This is a genomic window from Verrucosispora sp. TAA-831 (assembly GCF_050780145.1).
Classification (GTDB): Bacteria; Actinomycetota; Actinomycetes; order Mycobacteriales; family Micromonosporaceae; genus Micromonospora.
On record NZ_CP192240.1, the window covers coordinates 412,111 to 428,403 of the forward strand.

Here is a 16,293-nt window from a genome sequence, read left to right on the forward strand (position 1 = left end):
CGAGTGCGCGGGGAGGGAGCGGTCCCACCCGGCCCGGACTCGTCCGGCGACGGTCGACGTTCCCGGTCAGGCCAACAGCACGACGATCGCCCCGACCAGCCCCGCGAGGGCGGTCATCGCGGCCACCAGGGCGAGCAGCACGGGTGCCGGTGCGGTCGGCGGTGCGGCACCGGCCGGGCGGGCGGCCGGTGCTCGGTGGGTGACCCGGGCTGCGGAGGCTCGGCGCGGCAGCGGTCCGATCATCACCAGCAGCGCCACGGCGGCGAACGGAGCCGCGACCGCCAACGCGGCGTGCCCCAGGTCGAACGCCAGGATCCGACCGATCACGAGCGCGGCCAACGCGTAGGCGGCGGCGGTGCGACGCCACGCCAGTCTGGTCCGCTCGACGTGCAGGCCCGCCGTGCTCACCGCAGCAGACCGAGGGTGAGCAGGATCCCGACGGTCAGCAGCCCGGTGGCGAGCGGCACCGCCATGCTGGTCGGCGGCGGCAGTCCCCGGCTCAGTCGCAGCGCCCGCTCGGTGCGCAGCCAGCCGAGCCAGGCGTGGGCCGGGGTGAGCGTGCCGAGTGCGATCAGGAGCACGGCGGCGGCGAGCCGATAGCCCGGATGGATGGGCAGGTTGAGGCCCTCCAGGGCGATGCCGGCCGCGAAGAGCGCCAGTGAGGTACGGATCCAGGCGAGGAAGGTGCGCTCGTTGGCCAGCGTGAACCGGGGATCGGGGTCGGTGCCGACGGCGAAGAGTCGCCCGGGTCGGCGGACCGGGCCGGCACGGGGTACGTCGTCCGGGTCGGCGGGTGCGGGGTTGGATTCGTAGCCCTGACGTCCGGTCACAGCGAGGTCACCCCCTTGCCGACGGCGAGCAGACTGCCGCCGAGGGCCAGCAGGAGCATCGCCCGGCGTGCGTGGGCCTCACTGACCCGCCGGGTGAGGAACTGCCCGCCGAGTAGCCCGGCCGCCATCGCCACCCCACAGAAGGCGACGAAGGGCAGGGAGACCGCCGGAGGTCCCTTCGCGGCCACCGAGAGTCCGTTGCTCACCAGTCCGACGAGCTGCACGCTGGGCACGAAGGCGCGTTGCGACCAACTGGTGCTGGCCGCGTAGACCGCCAACGGCGGGCCGCCGGTGGCGGCGGTGGTGTTGCAGAAGCCCGAGGCCAGGCCGGCGACGACGGCTCCACCCCGACGGCGGAGCAGCCGCAGTTCCCGCCCGGCGGCCACCCAGAGCACCGAGGCGGCGGTCAGCGTGCCCACTCCGATCAGCAACGCCGGGGTGGGCAGGGTGCGGACCACCAGCGCGCCCAGCGGTACGGCGACGACGGCGCCGACGGCCAGGGTCGCAGCGAGCCGTCGTTGCAGGTGCCGGAAGGTCCCGGCGAGCACGATCAGGCAGATCGCGATGGAGAGGACGTTGGCGAGGGTGACGCCGGTGCGGGGCCCGAGCAGCACCACCAGGAACGGGGCCGCCACCAGGGCGAATCCCAGACCGGTGAGGCGCTGCGCCGTGGCGCCGAGCGCCACGGCGGCCACCGCGAGCAGATCGCCGACCGGCACGGCTCAGCGGGTGACGGCGTCGTCGACGAGGTCGGCGAGTCGGCGCAGCCGGTCGGCGGAGACGGTGGAGAGGTCCGCCTCCAGGGTGGGGCTGCCGATCACCGAGGCCCAGACGGCACGTCCGGCCAGGAAGCCGGAGGCTCCGCCCCGGCAGGCGGTCCGGACGGCCGTGCCGAAGCGCTCCGCCGGTACGCCGGACGACAGGACGACCCAGGGGCTGTCGATGACCTCGGTGAGCTGTTGCGAGCCGGCGAGGATCTCCGCCTCGGTGCCCTTGCCGTGGGTGGGGACCTCGGCCTTGTACAGGTCGGCCCCGAGAGCCCCGAGTTCCCGGGCGGCGGCGTGGATGCCGGCCTCGTGGTCGTACTCGCCGCCGTCGCGCGGGCCTCGGCTGACCGGCTCGATGATGCTGACCAGACCGTGCTTGCGGCACCGCTCGATGAAGTCGGTGGCGAGCGCGATCCGGCCCTCGGGGTCCTCGTCCGGACGCCAGAGCAGGAGCAGCTTGAGTGCCTTGGCGCCCTCGGCGCGGACGGTGGCCGGGACGACGGCGGGGTCGATCGCCACGTCGGCGACGAACTCGGTGGCGCTGCCGGTGAAGGCGTCCGCAGCGGCGATCAGGGCGCAGTCGGGGGCGACGGCGCCGCTGGCCACCACGGCGTCCCAGCCGAACTGCTTGTCCACAAGCAGGGCCGAGGCGTACGGGCTGAGCACCCGGGCGACGGTCACCTTGAAGTCGGTCAGTTGTCGGTCGGTGACGGGGGCGGACTGGTGGGCGGCGAACATGGCCCGCAGAGCCTCGCGCTGGTCGACGGCGAGCATCGCGTAACCACCGGAGGGGCGGGCCAGGCTCGAGGCGGGGAAGTCGGTCACAGCTCATCCTCCAGGAAGGCAGAACAACGGATGGTAAAACTAACATCCGTTGTTAGAAATCAACCAGATGGGTTGGTGCTCTAGACTTCATCCATCCCGAGAGGAAGGCGCCCGGCGTGACCTTGGAGTCCCTGCGCTACGACGGCGCGCCGCAGCGCCGGACCCAGATCATGGCGGCGCTGCGCCGGTCGGGCTTCCTCTCCGTGACCGACCTCGCCGAGCAGCTCGGCGTCTCCCCGATGACCGTCCGTCGTGACCTGCGCCGGCTCGCCGAGCGGGGCGAGGCGGTGCTGGTCCACGGTGGGGTCAGCCTGCCCCCCGGTGGTGCCGCCGGCCCCAGCTACCTGCACCGCGCGCAGGTCAACCCCGAGGCCAAGCTCGTCGTCGGCCGCGCCGCCGCGGCGCTGGTCACTCCCGGCGACACGATCGGCGTGGACAGCGGTACGACCGCAGCCGCCGTGGCGCACTGCCTTCCCGACGACTTCGACGGCTGCCTGGTCACCCACTCGGTTCCGGTGCTGGCGCAGATGCTGGGTCGACCTCGGGTCCGGGTGATCGGCCTCGGCGGCGAGGTGCTGCACGAGAACCAGGCGATGGTCGGCTTCGCCGCCCTGGACCTGTTGCAGCGGATGCGGGTACGGATGCTCTTCCTGGGCGCCAGCGCGGTGGACGCCCGGGGTGTCTACGTGCGGTCCGAGGTGGAACTGACCGCGAAGCACGCGGTGATGGAGATCGCCGACGAGGTGGTCCTGGTCGCCGACGGCAGCAAGTTCGACGCCAGCGCCCCGGTCCGGGTCTGCGCCTTCGACCGGATCGACACCCTGGTCACCGACGTCGACCTGCCGCCGGCCGTGGCCGATGCCGCCCGGCGCGCCGGGACCCGGTTCGTCCGCGCCTGACCGCCACCGCCCCGACCCGCGCCGCCCCGACCTGCGCCGCCCCGACCTGCGCCGACCCGCGCTGACCCACGCTGCCCCCGACCCGGCTCCGGCCTGCGCCGCGCCGACTCGCGCTCGGGTCCGCTTCGCACCGTCCCGCGTTGACTCGCGGCCGGTGACCTGCCCCGGACGGTGACCACCGACTGCACCCGACCGGCGGGTTGGTGACCGCAGGCCGCACTCGACCGCCGTCTGCCGCGCCGGGTCGTCGCGTGCGCCGAATCCCGGCTCCGCCCGCTCAGCAGGCAACACATTTGTTACGGGCCCTTGACGTGGACTTCACGTGCCCCCAAGATTGCATGCACCTTGGTGCGAGTTGTGAGAGAGGGAACAATGCTCCGAACGTCCGCAGCCGTGGGGCAGCCCACCTCCGAACCGTCGGCCGCCGCGCCCTCACCGGCGGCGCTGCCGGACGTCGCCGTGGCCGCCGTGCGCTGCCGGGTGCTGCGGGCCCGTCCCGACGAGAAGATCGCCATGTCGTTCGCCCCGCTGACCCACCGGGTGATGATCCTGGTCGAGGTCGAGCTCGCGGACGGTTCGGTGGGCGTGGGCGAGACCTGGGCCAACTATCCCTCCTGGGCCTGGCGGGAGCGGATCGCCACGATCCGCGAAGGAGTCGCCCCGCTCCTGGTCGGCCGGCGCTTCACCGACACCGCCGAGGCCCACCGGACGCTGCTGCGGCGGCTGCGACCGCTGGGCCGGCAGTGGGGCGCGCCGGGCCCGATCCACCAGGCCGTCAGCGGTGTCGACCTGGCCCTGTGGGATCTTGCCGCCCGGCATGCCGGGGTGAGTCTGACCCGGCTGCTCGCCGACCACCCCGAGCCGCCCACCGAGGTGCCGGTCTACGGCTCCAGCCTCGGCCCGACCGGGGTCGCCGAGACCGCCGAACGCTGCGCCGCGCTCGGCCTGACCGCCGTGAAGATCAAGGTCGGCTTCGGTGCCGAGACCGACCTGGCCAACGTCCGCGCCGCCCGGCGGGTCCTCGGCGACGACGCGCAGCTCTTCGCCGACGCCAACCAGGCGTGGTCGCTCGACGAGGCGCTGGCCGTCACGCCCGCCCTGGCCGAGCTGGGAGTGGCCTGGCTGGAGGAGCCGCTCGCCGGTGACCGTCCGGAGCAGTTGGCCGAGCTGGCCCGCCGTACCGGGATGCCCCTGGCCACCGGGGAGAACCTCTACGGCGCGACGGCCTTCACGCCGTACCTGCGTGCCGACGCGGTCCGCATCGTCCAACCCGACCTGAGCAAGGTCGGCGGAATCACCGAGTTCCTCGCCGTCCGTACGGCCGCCGCCGCCACCGGGCACACCGTCAATCCGCACCTGTACAACGGCGCCGTCGCCACTGCGGCGACGGTCTGCGCCGCCGCCGCAAGCCGGGCCACCCGACTCGTCGAGTGGGACATCCGCTCCAACCCGCTGCGCGCTGCCGCCGACGCGCTGCTCACCGATCACGGCACCGTCCGGGTGCCGGACCAGCCCGGCCTCGGCATCGACCTCGACCCTGACCAGCTCGACCGCTACGAGGAGCAGCTACCGTGACCGACCGCATCGTCTCGCAGGTTCTCGCCGCCGACACCGCCGTGCGGGTCGCCGGCCACCCCGACGCCGGTGGCGCGCGGTTGGCCGTACACGATCCGGCCAACGGCGTCGCCTTCGCCGAGGTGACCCTCGGTGCGGCGGCCGAGGCCGCTGCCGCCCTCGATGCCGCGAAGAAGTCGGTCGGCTGGGTGGACAGTCCGGTCGCCGAGCGGACCGCCGCGCTGCGGTCCATCGCCGACGCCGTCGAGCAGCTCGCCGGCCAGGACGAGTGGCCGGCCCTGATCACCCGGGAGACCGGCAAACGACTCGCCGAGGGCCGGGCCGAGCTGGGGCTCACGGTGGCGTACTTCCGGATCACCGCCGAGCTGCTGGAAAGGCAGTCGACCGAGCAGTTCGACGTGGTGCCGGGGATCCGGCACGAGGTGCGGACGCGGCCGATCGGGGTGGCCGCCGTACTCACCCCGTGGAACTTCCCGGTCTCCATTCCGGCCCGCAAGATCGCCCCGGCGGTGGCGGCCGGAGCACCGGTGCTGTTCAAGCCGAGCGAAATCGCCCCGTTGTCGTCGTTGGTGCTGGCCGAGGTCTGTGCCCGGCACCTGCCGGAGGGGTGGCTCTCCACCGTCCTCGGCACTCCGGAGGACGTGGTGAACCCCTGGCTCGCCGACCCGGCGGTGCGCGTGGTGTCGTTCACCGGCTCCACCCGGGTCGGGAAGCTGGTCGCCGCCCAGGCCGCCCCGCACTTCCTGCGTACCGTGCTGGAGCTGGGCGGATGCGCGCCGTTCGTGGTGCTTCCCGACGCCGATCCGGCGGCGGCGGCCGAGACCCTGGTGGTGGCCAAGTACCGCAACAACGGCCAGTCCTGCATCGCCGCCAACCAGGTCTTCGTCGCCGCCGAGGTGGCCGAGGAGTTCACCGGGGCGTTCGTCGCCGCCACCCGGGCGCTGCGCGTCGGTGACCCCACCGATCCGGCCACCGACCTGGGGCCACTCGCCCCGGCCGGCGACCCCGCCCGAATGGCCGAGATCGTCGCCGACGCCGTCGCCCGGGGCGCCCGTGCGGTGACCACCGACGCCGGTCTGCCCACGACGGGACACTTCGCCGCCCCGACCGTGCTGCTGGACGCACCGGACGACTGCCGTGCGATGACCGAGGAGATCTTCGGACCGGTCGCGCCGGTGCGTGTCTACCGGGATCTCGACGAGGTGCTGCGTCTGCACCACGCCACCGGGTACGGACTGGCCGGCTACGTCTGCGGCACCGACCTCGACGCCGCCCGTGCGGTGGCCGGTCGGTTGCGGGCCGGGATCGTCGGTGTCAACACCGGTACGCCGAACACCCCGTGGGTGCCCTTCGGCGGGCTCGGCCACTCCGGCCTCGGCTACGAGGGCGGACGTCCCGGTCTGGAGGCGTTCCAGAGCTTCCAGAGCGTGGCGACCCGGCCGGTCGAGGGCTGACCATGCGCCTGCTGATCGGACAGACCGGAGCGCCGACCGCCGTGGTCAACGCCAGCCTCCACGGCTTCCTGGAGGCCGCCGACGGGCACCCGGTGCTGGCCCTGCGCGGTGGGCCGGACGCCCTGGTGAGCGGGGCGTTCACCGAGGTGACCCGGGCTGACGTGCCGGTGGCGGTGACCCGCCGGGGTGGGTCCTGGCTCGGCGCAGGCCGCCGGGCGGTGACCGTCGCCGACCTCGACGCCGCACTGGACTCGCTCGACCGGCACCAGGTCGACGGCGTGTCGCTGATCGGCGGCAACGGCACCATGGCCCTGCTCCACGCCCTCGGCGAGCGGGCCGCCGAGCGGGGACGGCCGCTGCTCACCGTCGGCATCCCGAAGACGGTCGACAACGACCTGGTCGGCGTCGACCACAGTCCCGGGTACGCCTCGGCCGCCCGGTACCTGACCCGCATCGTCCCGGACCTGGCCCGCGACCACGCGGCGATGGCCGGCGTGGAACCGGTCCGGATCGTGGAGACCCTCGGTCGCTCGGTGGGCTGGCTGGCGCTGGCCGCGACCTGGCACGGCGACGACCCGGCGCACGCACCCCACCTGGTGCTGCTGCCGGAGGTCCCGTTCGACACGACCGTCTTCCTGGACCGGGTCGCCGACGCCCTGGCCACCCACGGTCGGGCCTTCGTGGTGGTCAGCGAGGGCGCCGCGCCGGAACTGACCGACGAGCCGTTCGAGGCGGCCAACCACACCCGCATCCTGCTCGGCGGCGTCTGTCGGGTACTCGCCCGCACCGTCGGCGCGCGGCTCGGCGTCGCCGCTCGGGGCGAGGTGCTCGGGATGGCGCAGCGCAGTGCCGCCTCCCTCGCCTCCGAGACCGACCGACGCGAGGCCGCCGAGGTCGGGCGGCGCGCGGCCCGGCTGCTGGTGGAGGGCGTCGGCGGGGTCATGGTCGGGCTGCACCGCCGGCCCGGCGATTCGTACGACGTCGGGTACGACCCGGTGCCGCTGGCCGAGGTGGCCGGGCGGACCCGGGCCGTGCCCGAGCAGTGGCGCACCACCCACCCCACCGAGCTCGACTCCTTCCACCGCTGGCTGGAACCCCTGCTCGGCTGACACGAGAACACGGAAGGGCAAGACATGCGCAGATATCTCACCGCCGGGATCGCTCTGGCCATGACCGGCGGGCTCCTCGTCGGCTGCGGCGGAGGCGACTCCGCCGGATCGTCCGACGAGATCAACCTCATCATGTCCAACCACCCCTGGCAGCGGGCGATCGAGCCGCTGATCGGCGACTTCGAGCGCGAGTCGGGGCTGAAGGTGCGGGTGCAGACCTTCGCCGAGCAGCAGATGCGCGACAAGGTGCAACTCAACCTGCAGTCGCGCAGCTCCGCCATGGACGTGTTCATGGCGCTGCCCTCCCGCGAGGGGCCGCAGTTCGCCCGGTCGAACTACTACGAGCCGCTGGACTCGTACGTCTCCGGTGCCGCCGACTACAACGTCGAGGACTTCCCCGAGGCGGTACGGGCCGGCATGACCGTCGACGGCAAGCAGATCGCCGCGCCGATCAACGTCGAAGCCGTGGTCCTCTACTACCGCAAGGACCTGTTCCAGCAGTACAACCTCACTCCGCCGACGACGTTGGCGGAGCTGACCAGTACCGCGGCGGCGATCAAGGACCGCTCGAACGGTGCGGTCACGCCGATCGCGTTGCGGGGGCAGTCGACGGCGCTGCCGTTCACCTTCGGTCCGTTCCTGCACGCGCGCGGGGTGGAGTGGACGAAGGAGGACAAGGTCACGCCCAACTTCGACGACCCGCGTGCGGTCGAGGCGATCGACCAGTACGCCACCCTGGCCCGCGAGTACGGCCCGGACGGCGTGGTCAACAACACCTTCACCCAGTCCTCGGCGCTGATGGCCGCCGGCAACGCGGCGATGATGCTGGAGTCGAGCAACGAGGTCAGCAGTATCACCGACCCGGGTAGCTCGAAGGTGGCCGACGACCTGGGCGTGGTGGCGTTCCCCGCCGGAGAGGCCGGTTCCCGCACCACGATCCTGTCCTGGGGGCTGGCGGTCTCGTCGTTCTCCCAGAAGAAGGACGCTGCCTGGAAGTTCGTCGAGTGGGCGACCAGCGCCGAGGTCCAGCAGAAGCTGACCGAGTCGGGCATCGCCCCGCCGCGTACCTCGGTGGCCGGTTCGGAGGCGTACACCTCCTCGCTCGATACCGACCTGCTCAAGGAGTGGAACGAGGTGCTGACCTCGGCGCAGACCACCGGCTCCACCGAGGTCGGTCCGGTCGGTGTGGCGGCGCCGGAGATGCGCAAGATCATCGGCGACGCGGTCGGCCTGGCGATCCTGGGCCGGGCCTCGGCCGCCGAGGCGGCCAAGCAGATCCAGGACGGTCTCGCCCCGCAGTTGGCCAAGAACGAGGGATGACGTAGTGGTCACCACGAGTCCGTCGGACGTCTCCCGCTCCGGTAAGCCGGAGCGGGGGGCGTCGCCCCCCGCACCACGGCAGCGCCGCCGACGGCGGGTCGATCCGACCGCGCGGGGCATCATGCCGTTCGTCCTGCCGGCGCTGCTCGCCACCGGCGCCCTGGTGCTGGTGCCGATCGTCTACACCCTGTGGTTGTCGATCACCGATCGGCGGCCCGACGGCACCAACGCCGGTCTGCTCGGCTTCGGCAACTACCGGGAGATGCTGGCCACCCCCGAGTTCTGGAACTCGCTGCGGGTGACGATCTTCCTCTTCGTCGTCTGTCTCCTCGTCGAGACGCTGCTCGGCCTGGTGCTCGGGTACGTGATGAGCCTCGACGTGCCCGGCCGGCGGATCTTCCAGGGGATGATGCTCATCCCGGCGATCACCGCGAGCGTGGCGGTCGGTCTGCTGTGGCTGCTGATCATGGATCCCACGCTCGGCGCGGCCAACCAGATCCTCGGCGCGGTCGGCATCGACCCGGTGATCTGGCTCGGCGACCCGAGCATCGCGCCGTGGTCCATCGCGCTGGTCGACATCTGGCAGTGGACGCCGTTCATGGCGCTGATCATCTCGGCGGGTATCCGGGCGCTGCCCGAGGAGCCGTTCGAGGCCGCCGCGATCGACGGGGCGAGCGCGTGGCGGACCGCCTGGCACATCGGCCTGCCGCTGCTGCGCCCGGTGCTGACCGTGGCGATCCTGCTGCGCACCGTGGACCTGGTCCGGTTCTTCGACACCGTCTACATCATGACCCAGGGGGGTCCGGTGAATTCGACGAACACCCTGAACGTCTACGGCTACCGGGCCGCCTTCATCGACCAGGCCCCCAGCTACGCGGCGGCGTTGCAGATCACGCTGCTCGTCCTGGTGATCGGCATCGCCGGCCTCTTCACCTGGCTGCGTTCCCGGGAGGCGAAGTGAGCACCGTGACCAGCGCCGACACCGCCCGTCAGCCCCGCCGCCGTCGCCTCGGCGTCTATGCGGCGTACGCCGTCTTCACCGTTATCTTCTTCGGCCCGGTGCTGTTCATGCTCTGGTCCTCGCTGCGGCGCAACGTCGACATCACCGGCTCGATCTTCGCCGTGACGTCGGCGCTGACCCTGGAGAACTACACCGCCCTGTTCGAGCGGTTCGACTTCGGTCGCTACATCGTCAACAGCTTTATCGTCGCCGGTGGCTCGACCCTGCTCGGCCTGCTGCTGGGGGTGCCCGCGGCGTACGTCGTGGTCCGCCGCAACCTGCCCGGTCTGGGATTCCTCACCCTGCTGGCCCGGATGGCCCCCGGCGTGCTGTTCGTGTTGCCGCTCTTCGTCCTGTCGGTACGCATCGACGCGCCCTCGAACACCATGCTGAACTACGGGCTGCTGATCGTCGCGCACCTGATCATCACGATGCCGCTCTGCATCTGGCTGCTGATCCCCTTCTTCGAGGAGATCCCGATCAGCATCGAGGAGTCGACGCTGATCGACGGCGCGAACGCCTGGCAGCGGTTCACCCGGATCGCCCTGCCGCTGGCCCTGCCGGGGCTGTCGGTGGCACTGACGCTCAGCTTCGTCTTCTCCTGGAACTACTTCCTGTTCGCGCTCGCCCTGGCGAACAACGAGACGCTGCCGCTGACCGTCATCGCGTTCAACTTCATCGGCCAGGGATCGAACGACTTCGGTGGCCTGATGGCCGCCAGCACACTGATCTCGGCCCCCGCGCTGCTGCTCACCATCTTCGCGCAGCGCTGGCTGGTCCGGGGCATCACCGGAGGTGCGGTCAAGTGAGCACGACCAGTTCCCGGGCCCGGTTCACCGGCGACGGGCGGATCGACTTCGAGCAGGTGTCGCTCGGCCCGGTGGCACCGGGCGAGGTGCGGCTGCGGGTCGACGTCTGCGCGCTCTGCGGGTCGGACAAGCGGCTGCTCGCCGCGGGTTCGCCGGTGGTGCCCGGCCACGAGATCGGTGGCACGGTCGTCGAGGTGGGCGAGGGCGTGGACGTGCCGAGCGGCACCCGGGCCATCGTCTACATCCCCGTCTACTGCGGCGAGTGCGTCCGCTGCCGGGCCGGGATGACCAACCAGTGCCTGGCCCTGGGGGAGCTGATCGGGTGGCAACGCGACGGCGGGTTCGCCGAGCACGTGGACGTGCCGGCCCGGTGCGTGCTGCCGGTCCCCGACGACGTCGCGTTGGACGTCGCCGTGCTCGGTCTGGACACCGTCGGCACCGCCGCGCACGCGTTGCGGTTGGCGCGGCGTACCCGGGTCGGCGACGTCGACCGGGCGCTGGTGGTGGGCGCCGGTCCGCTGGGACTGGGTGTGGTGGCCGTGGCACCGCTGCTGGGCGTCGGCGAGGTGCACGCGTACGACCCGCACCCCGGCCGGTCGGCCACCGCCGAGCGGCTCGGTGCCGTCCCCACCACCGCCGAGGCATTGACCCGGGAGAACCAGTACGACCTGGTGGTCGAGGTGTCCGGGGCGGCTGCGGCCCGGGAGACCGCCCAGCGGGTGGTCACCCCCGGCGGGACGGTGGTGGCGCTCGGCGAGTCGAACGAGCCGTACACCATGCCGGCGACACCGCGCTGGCGGCGCACGGACTGCTTCACGGTGCGCTCGTTCTACTTCCCGACCAGCGAGGTCGAGGAGAACTGGGCGCTGCTGCGGGCGGTCGGCGGCACCCTGCGCGACACCCTGACCCACCCGCTGCCCCTCGCCGAGCTGCCCGGAGCGTTCGCCCGGTTCGTCGCCGGTGACTACGTCAAGCCCTGCATCGTCACGGAGGAAGCCCGATGAGTCTGCTGATCCTCGCCATGGACCAGCGCCCCTGGTTGACCAAGGCCCTCTACGGGCACACCGGCACGGCCGCCGTCACCGAGCGGGCCGCCATCGCCGACGGCAAGCACATGGTCCTCGACGGACTGCTCGCCGCCCTGGCCGCTGCGCCCGAGCTGCGGGAACACGCTGCGGTGCTGGTCGACGACCTGCTCGGGCCGGGCGTGCCGGAACGGGCCCACGCCCACCGGGTCGCACTGAGCATGCCGTTGGAGCGCGGTGGCCTCGACGTCTACGAGACCGAGCCGGCGGACCTGCCCGGGTTCCTGCGTCACCACACGCCGACGCTGCCGAAGGTGCTGATCCGCTACAACGTGGACGGCGACCGCGAGGGCAACGCCGTGCAGCGGGACCGGCTGGCCGAGGTGGCCACGGCGGTACGCGACGCGGGCGGCCGGTTCCTGGTCGAACTCCTGGTGCCGCCGACGCCCGGACAGCTCGCCGCAGTCGACGGCGACACCGCCGCCTTCGACCGCAAGCTGCGCCCCGAGCTGATCCTGCGCGGGATGACGGAACTGTCGCAGGCGTTCCCGGTCGACGTGTGGAAGTTGGAGCATCTCGCCGAGGTCGGCCACTACCGGGCCGCCGCCGACCTGGCCGCCGCCACCCGCGGCGAGTGCATCCTGTTGGGCGCCAACGCTCCGGTGGAGACGGTGGACGGGTGGCTGCGCGAGGCGGCGGCCGGCGGCTTCACCGGCTTCGCCATCGGCCGTAGCATCTGGTGGGACGCGCTGCGCGGACTGCTCTCCGGCGCGGTCGCCCGCCCGGACGCCGTCGCCGCGGTGGCGGCGACATACCACCGGTTCGCCACGGGTTTCCTGGCCGCCGCGTCCACCGCCGCGGCCGGCACCGGGTCGGCCGGGACGTTCACCGAGTGAGGTCACCTGTGCCGTCCACGTCGATCCCTCCGCAGCAGCGCACCGCCGCCGAGACCTCGGCCCGACCGCCTGCCGAGGAGGCGGTGCGGGCCGGGGAGGTCATCTATCGGACGGTCCGTGACCGGATCATCTCCGGTGAGCTGCGGCCCGGGACCCGGCTCAGCGTTCCGGCGTTGGCCGAGGAGTTCTCGGTCAGCCGCAGCCCGGTGCGCGATGCCGTCGTCCGGCTGGTCCAGGAAGGCCTCGCCAGCGAGACCATGAACCGGGGCGCGGTCGTGGCCCGGATCGGCGGGGCCGAGTTGGTCAGCCTCTACGAGGCGCGGGAGGCGCTGGAGTGGGCAGCCGCCCGGCTCGCCGCCGAGCGGTACACCCCGGCACTGCGGCGTACGCTGCTCGGTCTGTTGACCGCGCACCGGGCTGCCGCCGAGGCCGGCGACCTGGCCCAGCACCTGGAACTGGACGCGGCGTTCCACCGGGAGATCCGGCTGGCGGCCCAGAGCCCGGTGCTCGCCCAGATGCTCGACGGGGTGCAGGGCCGGGTCCGGATGGCGATGCGGTCCACCAGCGTCCAGGGCGGCATGCTGCTCGCCGTCGACGAGCACCAGGCGATCTTCGAGGCGATCTGCGCCGGTGACGCGGACGGCGCGGCCGAGGCCGCGTTGGCGCACATCCGCCGGCTCAAGGAGCTGTTGCATGACAGTCTCTGACACCGTGTCGACGACCGGTCGCGGCAGCACGACGGCGGTGCGGTTCCACGGTCCGGGTGACGTCCGGCTGGATCGGGTGCCCGCCCGTGACCTGCTGCCGGACGAGGTGGCGCTCGCCCCGCTGGCGGTCGGGGTCTGCGGCACCGACGGTCACATCGTGGCGGGCTCCTTCCCCGCCGCCCGGCCGGTCGTGCTCGGGCACGAGGTCTGCGGTCGGGTCACCGAGGTCGGGGCCGACGTCGACGGGCTCGACGTCGGTGACCTGGTGACCGTCGAGCCGCACCGCTACTGCACCGCCTGCGCGTACTGCCGACTCGGCCAGGAGCACCTCTGCGACCACCGGCGCGGCTACGGGGTACGACTGGACGGCGGGATGACCCGACGGCAGATCGTGCCGGCGCGCATCGCCTACCGGCTGCCGGCGGGGACGCTGCCCTGGATCGGGGCGCTGACCGAGCCGCTGGCCTGCTGCGTACACGGGATGGACCGGCTGGCGCCGGTCTCCGGCCTACCGGCGCTGGTCTACGGCGCCGGTCCGGCCGGGGCGATGATGGTGGCGCTGGCCCGGTCCGCCGGCTGCGCCCCGGTGGTGGCGATGGACCCGCGTGCGGACCGGCGCAGGCTGGCCCTGGCGATGGGGGCGCACGCGGCGTTCGACCCGACCGACCCGGGGACGCAGGCGGCGGCCCGGGCGCTGACCGGCGGCTTCGGATTCCCGTACGTCGTCGACGCCGTCGGGTCGTCGCGGATCCTGCGCGACGCGATGGCGATGGCGTCGCGGGGCGGGCGGATCCTGGTCTTCGGAGTCGCCCACCCCGAGGACGAGGCGGGCATCCGGCCGAACGAGATCTTCTCCCGCGAGCTGACGATCATCGGCGCGTTGATCAACCCGTACACCCACCAGCGGGCGGTGGGGCTGCTCTCCGCACTGCCGCTGGAGCGCCTGACCCCGGCCTTCTTCGGGCTCGACGAGTTGCCGGCGGCCCTGGCCGAGCAGCGGTCCGGCACCGCCGACAAGGTCTTCCTCGCACCGTACGGCCGGCAGGCCGCCACCAGCGCGGTCGGCTGACCGGACGTTCGCCCGGTCGGTGCGGACGATCCGCCGCACCGACGTCAGGGGATGGACGTGGGCATGGTCAGGGCGGGGAGCAGACGCCGTTGCGCCATGCCCAGGCGGCGATCTCGACCCGGTTGCGGGCGGCGAGTTTGCGCTGCACGTTGGCCAGGTGTGTCTTGACCGTCGAGAGCGTCACGAAGAGCCGTCCGGCGATCTCGTCGTTGGTGTGCCCGTGCGCCACGAGCCGGACCACGGCGAGTTCGCGTTCGGTGAGCGGCTCGACGGGCGGTGCCTCCGGTGTCCCGGGTTCGTCGACCCGGCGGGGAGCCAGGTGCGACAGCAGCCGCACGGTCACCGCCGGGGAGATCAGCGAGGTCCCGGCGGCAGCGGCGCGTACCGCCTCCACCAGCAGGTTGGGTGAGGTGTCCTTGAGCAGGAAGCCGCACGCGCCGTTGCGCAGCGCCCGGTAGACGTACTCGTCGAGGTCGAAGGTGGTGACGATGAGGACGTTGAGCGGGTCCCGGACGGCCGGACCGGCCAGCAGCCGGGTCGCTTCGAGGCCGTCGAGCTTCGGCATCCGGATGTCGAGCAGGCACACGTCGGGGCGGAGTCGGCGGGCCTGGTCCACGGCGGCCTCGCCGTCCGCCGCCTCGGCCACCACCTCGATGTCCGGCTGGGTGGTCAGGATCATGCGGAACGCCGTACGGATCATGTCCTGGTCGTCGGCGAGCAGGAGCCGGATGGTCATGCGTCGTCCTTCGGTGCGGCCCCGGCCCCGCGCCCGAGCGGACGGAACCGGCGTCGACCACCCGGAGGGCGGTCGTCGATCGGCAGGGTCGCGGTGACCTGCCATCCTGACTCGTCGGGCCCGGCCGAGAGTTCGCCTCCCGCAGCCCGTACCCGCTCGCCGAGGCCGGTCAGGCCGAAGCCGCCGGCCGGCAGCGGCGACCCGGAGGGCTTTCCGTCGTTGCGGATCGACACCTCGGCGAGATCGGGCCGATCGGCCCGGATCCGGATGTCGATCCGCGTCACCTCGGTGGTGTGGCGCAGCACGTTGGTCAGCGCTTCCAGCACGGTGTGATGTGCCGCGTCGAGGGTGGCGTCGGGCAGGGACCGGTGCGCCAGCGCCTCGTCGACGGAGACGGTCGGCGTGGGATGTCCGGGGGGCAGGGTGCCGGTGACCGCGGTGAGCATCTCGTCCAGTGTGCCGTGGGCGGGCGCGGGCGTGGCCGTCTCGTCGCGCAGGAGGCCGACGAGCGTACGCATCGAGGTGAGCGCCTGACCGCCGGCCTGTTCGACACCGGCCAGCAACTCGTCCAGGTCCTCGGCGGACGGCGCCGCACCAGAACTCGTGACGAATCGGATGGCGCGCGTCTGCGCCACGATCGCGGTCACGTGGTGTGCGACGTAGTCGTGCAGGTCGCGGGCGTGGTCCATGCGTTCCGCCTGTCGGGCCAGCCGGTCGAGGTCGACCCGGCGGCGCTCCAGCAGGCGCAGGTAGAGGCCGAGCAGCGCCAGGAACAGCACCCAGGCGGTCAGCGCGACGACGACCAGGTCGCCGTACTGCGCCATGGTCCCCGCGTTGACCGGATGCAGCAGGACCCGGGACGGCAGCACGGCGATGGCGAGGATCGCCAGGGCGGCCGGACCTGCCGCGTGCCGGATCGGATGCTGCATGACCAGGCGGATCACCGCCACCGAGAGCACGGCGAGTTCCACGACGCCGAACGTGTGCTCCGGGCGCAGCGTCGGGATGAGCCCGAACGTGATCGAGACCGCGAGCGACACCGCCGCCGCGACGGCGAGTGCGATCGGGCGGGCCTCGGCCAGCAGCACCACGGCGACCGCGAGCAGCCCGCTGACGATCAGGCCGAGCGTGGCGGGCAGGGTGGGGCCGTCGAGCCCTTCGAGGACGACGAGGGCCGCCGCCACGACAGCGAGCAGACCCGCCGTCACCCGCTGTGACCTGCGAGGACCCGGAAAGATGACCAGCACGGAAGGCCACGGTACGACACCGGCG

The 16,293-nt window shown here is 72.7% G+C and carries 17 protein-coding genes; 11 read left to right on the forward strand and 6 right to left on the reverse strand.

The window, feature by feature from the left end; all coding sequences use genetic code 11:
• Nucleotides 1–66: 66 nt before the first annotated feature.
• Genes ACQVFL_RS01930 through ACQVFL_RS01945 form a run of 4 tightly spaced genes read right to left on the reverse strand, consistent with a single transcriptional unit; the run spans nucleotide 67 to nucleotide 2,422 of the window.
• Nucleotides 67–408: a DUF202 domain-containing protein gene (locus tag ACQVFL_RS01930; RefSeq protein WP_431728447.1), complete on the reverse strand. Its 342-nt coding sequence runs from the start codon at nucleotides 406–408 to the stop codon at nucleotides 67–69.
• Entirely contained in the window at nucleotides 405–830 is a 426-nt protein-coding gene (locus ACQVFL_RS01935; protein ID WP_396692239.1) for a YidH family protein, read from the reverse strand. The genes ACQVFL_RS01930 and ACQVFL_RS01935 overlap by 4 nt, the downstream gene beginning before the upstream one ends.
• Nucleotides 827–1,549, reverse strand: coding sequence for a TSUP family transporter (locus ACQVFL_RS01940; RefSeq protein ID WP_431728448.1), 723 nt, complete (start codon nucleotides 1,547–1,549; stop codon nucleotides 827–829). Before ACQVFL_RS01940 ends, ACQVFL_RS01935 begins: the two co-directional genes overlap by 4 nt.
• A gap of 3 nt (nucleotides 1,550–1,552) precedes the next feature.
• Complete coding sequence (locus ACQVFL_RS01945; protein ID WP_431728449.1) at nucleotides 1,553–2,422, reverse strand: hypothetical protein; 870 nt, start codon at nucleotides 2,420–2,422, stop codon at nucleotides 1,553–1,555.
• A 116-nt stretch (nucleotides 2,423–2,538) separates the two neighbouring features.
• Between ACQVFL_RS01945 and ACQVFL_RS01950 the strand changes: the two genes are divergently transcribed.
• The 11 genes from ACQVFL_RS01950 to ACQVFL_RS02000 all read left to right on the forward strand — a co-directional run bounded on the left by ACQVFL_RS01950 (nucleotide 2,539) and on the right by ACQVFL_RS02000 (nucleotide 14,285).
• The gene (locus ACQVFL_RS01950; RefSeq protein WP_396692242.1) at nucleotides 2,539–3,321 is read left to right on the forward strand and encodes a DeoR/GlpR family DNA-binding transcription regulator; all 783 of its coding nucleotides are present in this window, start codon (nucleotides 2,539–2,541) and stop codon (nucleotides 3,319–3,321) included.
• A gap of 372 nt (nucleotides 3,322–3,693) precedes the next feature.
• Complete coding sequence (locus ACQVFL_RS01955) at nucleotides 3,694–4,896, forward strand: mandelate racemase/muconate lactonizing enzyme family protein (protein ID WP_396692243.1); 1,203 nt, start codon at nucleotides 3,694–3,696, stop codon at nucleotides 4,894–4,896.
• Nucleotides 4,893–6,350, forward strand: a complete 1,458-nt coding sequence (locus tag ACQVFL_RS01960; RefSeq protein WP_431728450.1) for an aldehyde dehydrogenase family protein — start codon at nucleotides 4,893–4,895, stop codon at nucleotides 6,348–6,350. The genes ACQVFL_RS01955 and ACQVFL_RS01960 overlap by 4 nt, the downstream gene beginning before the upstream one ends.
• Nucleotides 6,351–6,352: 2 nt before the next feature.
• Entirely contained in the window at nucleotides 6,353–7,459 is a 1,107-nt protein-coding gene (locus ACQVFL_RS01965) for a 6-phosphofructokinase (protein WP_431728451.1), read from the forward strand.
• A 24-nt stretch (nucleotides 7,460–7,483) separates the two neighbouring features.
• Complete coding sequence (locus tag ACQVFL_RS01970) at nucleotides 7,484–8,779, forward strand: ABC transporter substrate-binding protein (protein ID WP_396692246.1); 1,296 nt, start codon at nucleotides 7,484–7,486, stop codon at nucleotides 8,777–8,779.
• 4 nt (nucleotides 8,780–8,783) lie between these two features.
• Nucleotides 8,784–9,740, forward strand: coding sequence for a carbohydrate ABC transporter permease (locus tag ACQVFL_RS01975; RefSeq protein ID WP_396692247.1), 957 nt, complete (start codon nucleotides 8,784–8,786; stop codon nucleotides 9,738–9,740).
• Nucleotides 9,737–10,588: a carbohydrate ABC transporter permease gene (locus tag ACQVFL_RS01980; protein WP_396692248.1), complete on the forward strand. Its 852-nt coding sequence runs from the start codon at nucleotides 9,737–9,739 to the stop codon at nucleotides 10,586–10,588. Before ACQVFL_RS01975 ends, ACQVFL_RS01980 begins: the two co-directional genes overlap by 4 nt.
• Complete coding sequence (locus ACQVFL_RS01985) at nucleotides 10,585–11,592, forward strand: alcohol dehydrogenase catalytic domain-containing protein (protein ID WP_431728452.1); 1,008 nt, start codon at nucleotides 10,585–10,587, stop codon at nucleotides 11,590–11,592. Before ACQVFL_RS01980 ends, ACQVFL_RS01985 begins: the two co-directional genes overlap by 4 nt.
• Nucleotides 11,589–12,509: a 2-deoxy-5-keto-D-gluconate 6-phosphate aldolase domain-containing protein gene (locus ACQVFL_RS01990; protein WP_431728453.1), complete on the forward strand. Its 921-nt coding sequence runs from the start codon at nucleotides 11,589–11,591 to the stop codon at nucleotides 12,507–12,509. The genes ACQVFL_RS01985 and ACQVFL_RS01990 overlap by 4 nt, the downstream gene beginning before the upstream one ends.
• A complete protein-coding gene (locus tag ACQVFL_RS01995; protein ID WP_431728454.1) occupies nucleotides 12,506–13,216 on the forward strand; it encodes a GntR family transcriptional regulator in 711 nt (236 codons plus the stop codon). Before ACQVFL_RS01990 ends, ACQVFL_RS01995 begins: the two co-directional genes overlap by 4 nt.
• Nucleotides 13,203–14,285, forward strand: a complete 1,083-nt coding sequence (locus ACQVFL_RS02000; RefSeq protein WP_431728455.1) for an alcohol dehydrogenase catalytic domain-containing protein — start codon at nucleotides 13,203–13,205, stop codon at nucleotides 14,283–14,285. Before ACQVFL_RS01995 ends, ACQVFL_RS02000 begins: the two co-directional genes overlap by 14 nt.
• Before the next feature lie 67 nt (nucleotides 14,286–14,352).
• On the opposite strand, the gene ACQVFL_RS02005 is transcribed toward ACQVFL_RS02000, so the two are convergent.
• Nucleotides 14,353–15,021 (reverse strand): response regulator, encoded by a 669-nt coding sequence (locus ACQVFL_RS02005; protein ID WP_396692253.1) that lies wholly within the window; start codon nucleotides 15,019–15,021, stop codon nucleotides 14,353–14,355.
• Nucleotides 15,018–16,268, reverse strand: a complete 1,251-nt coding sequence (locus ACQVFL_RS02010) for a sensor histidine kinase (RefSeq protein WP_431728456.1) — start codon at nucleotides 16,266–16,268, stop codon at nucleotides 15,018–15,020. The genes ACQVFL_RS02005 and ACQVFL_RS02010 overlap by 4 nt, the downstream gene beginning before the upstream one ends.
• Between the last annotated feature and the right edge of the window lie 25 nt (nucleotides 16,269–16,293).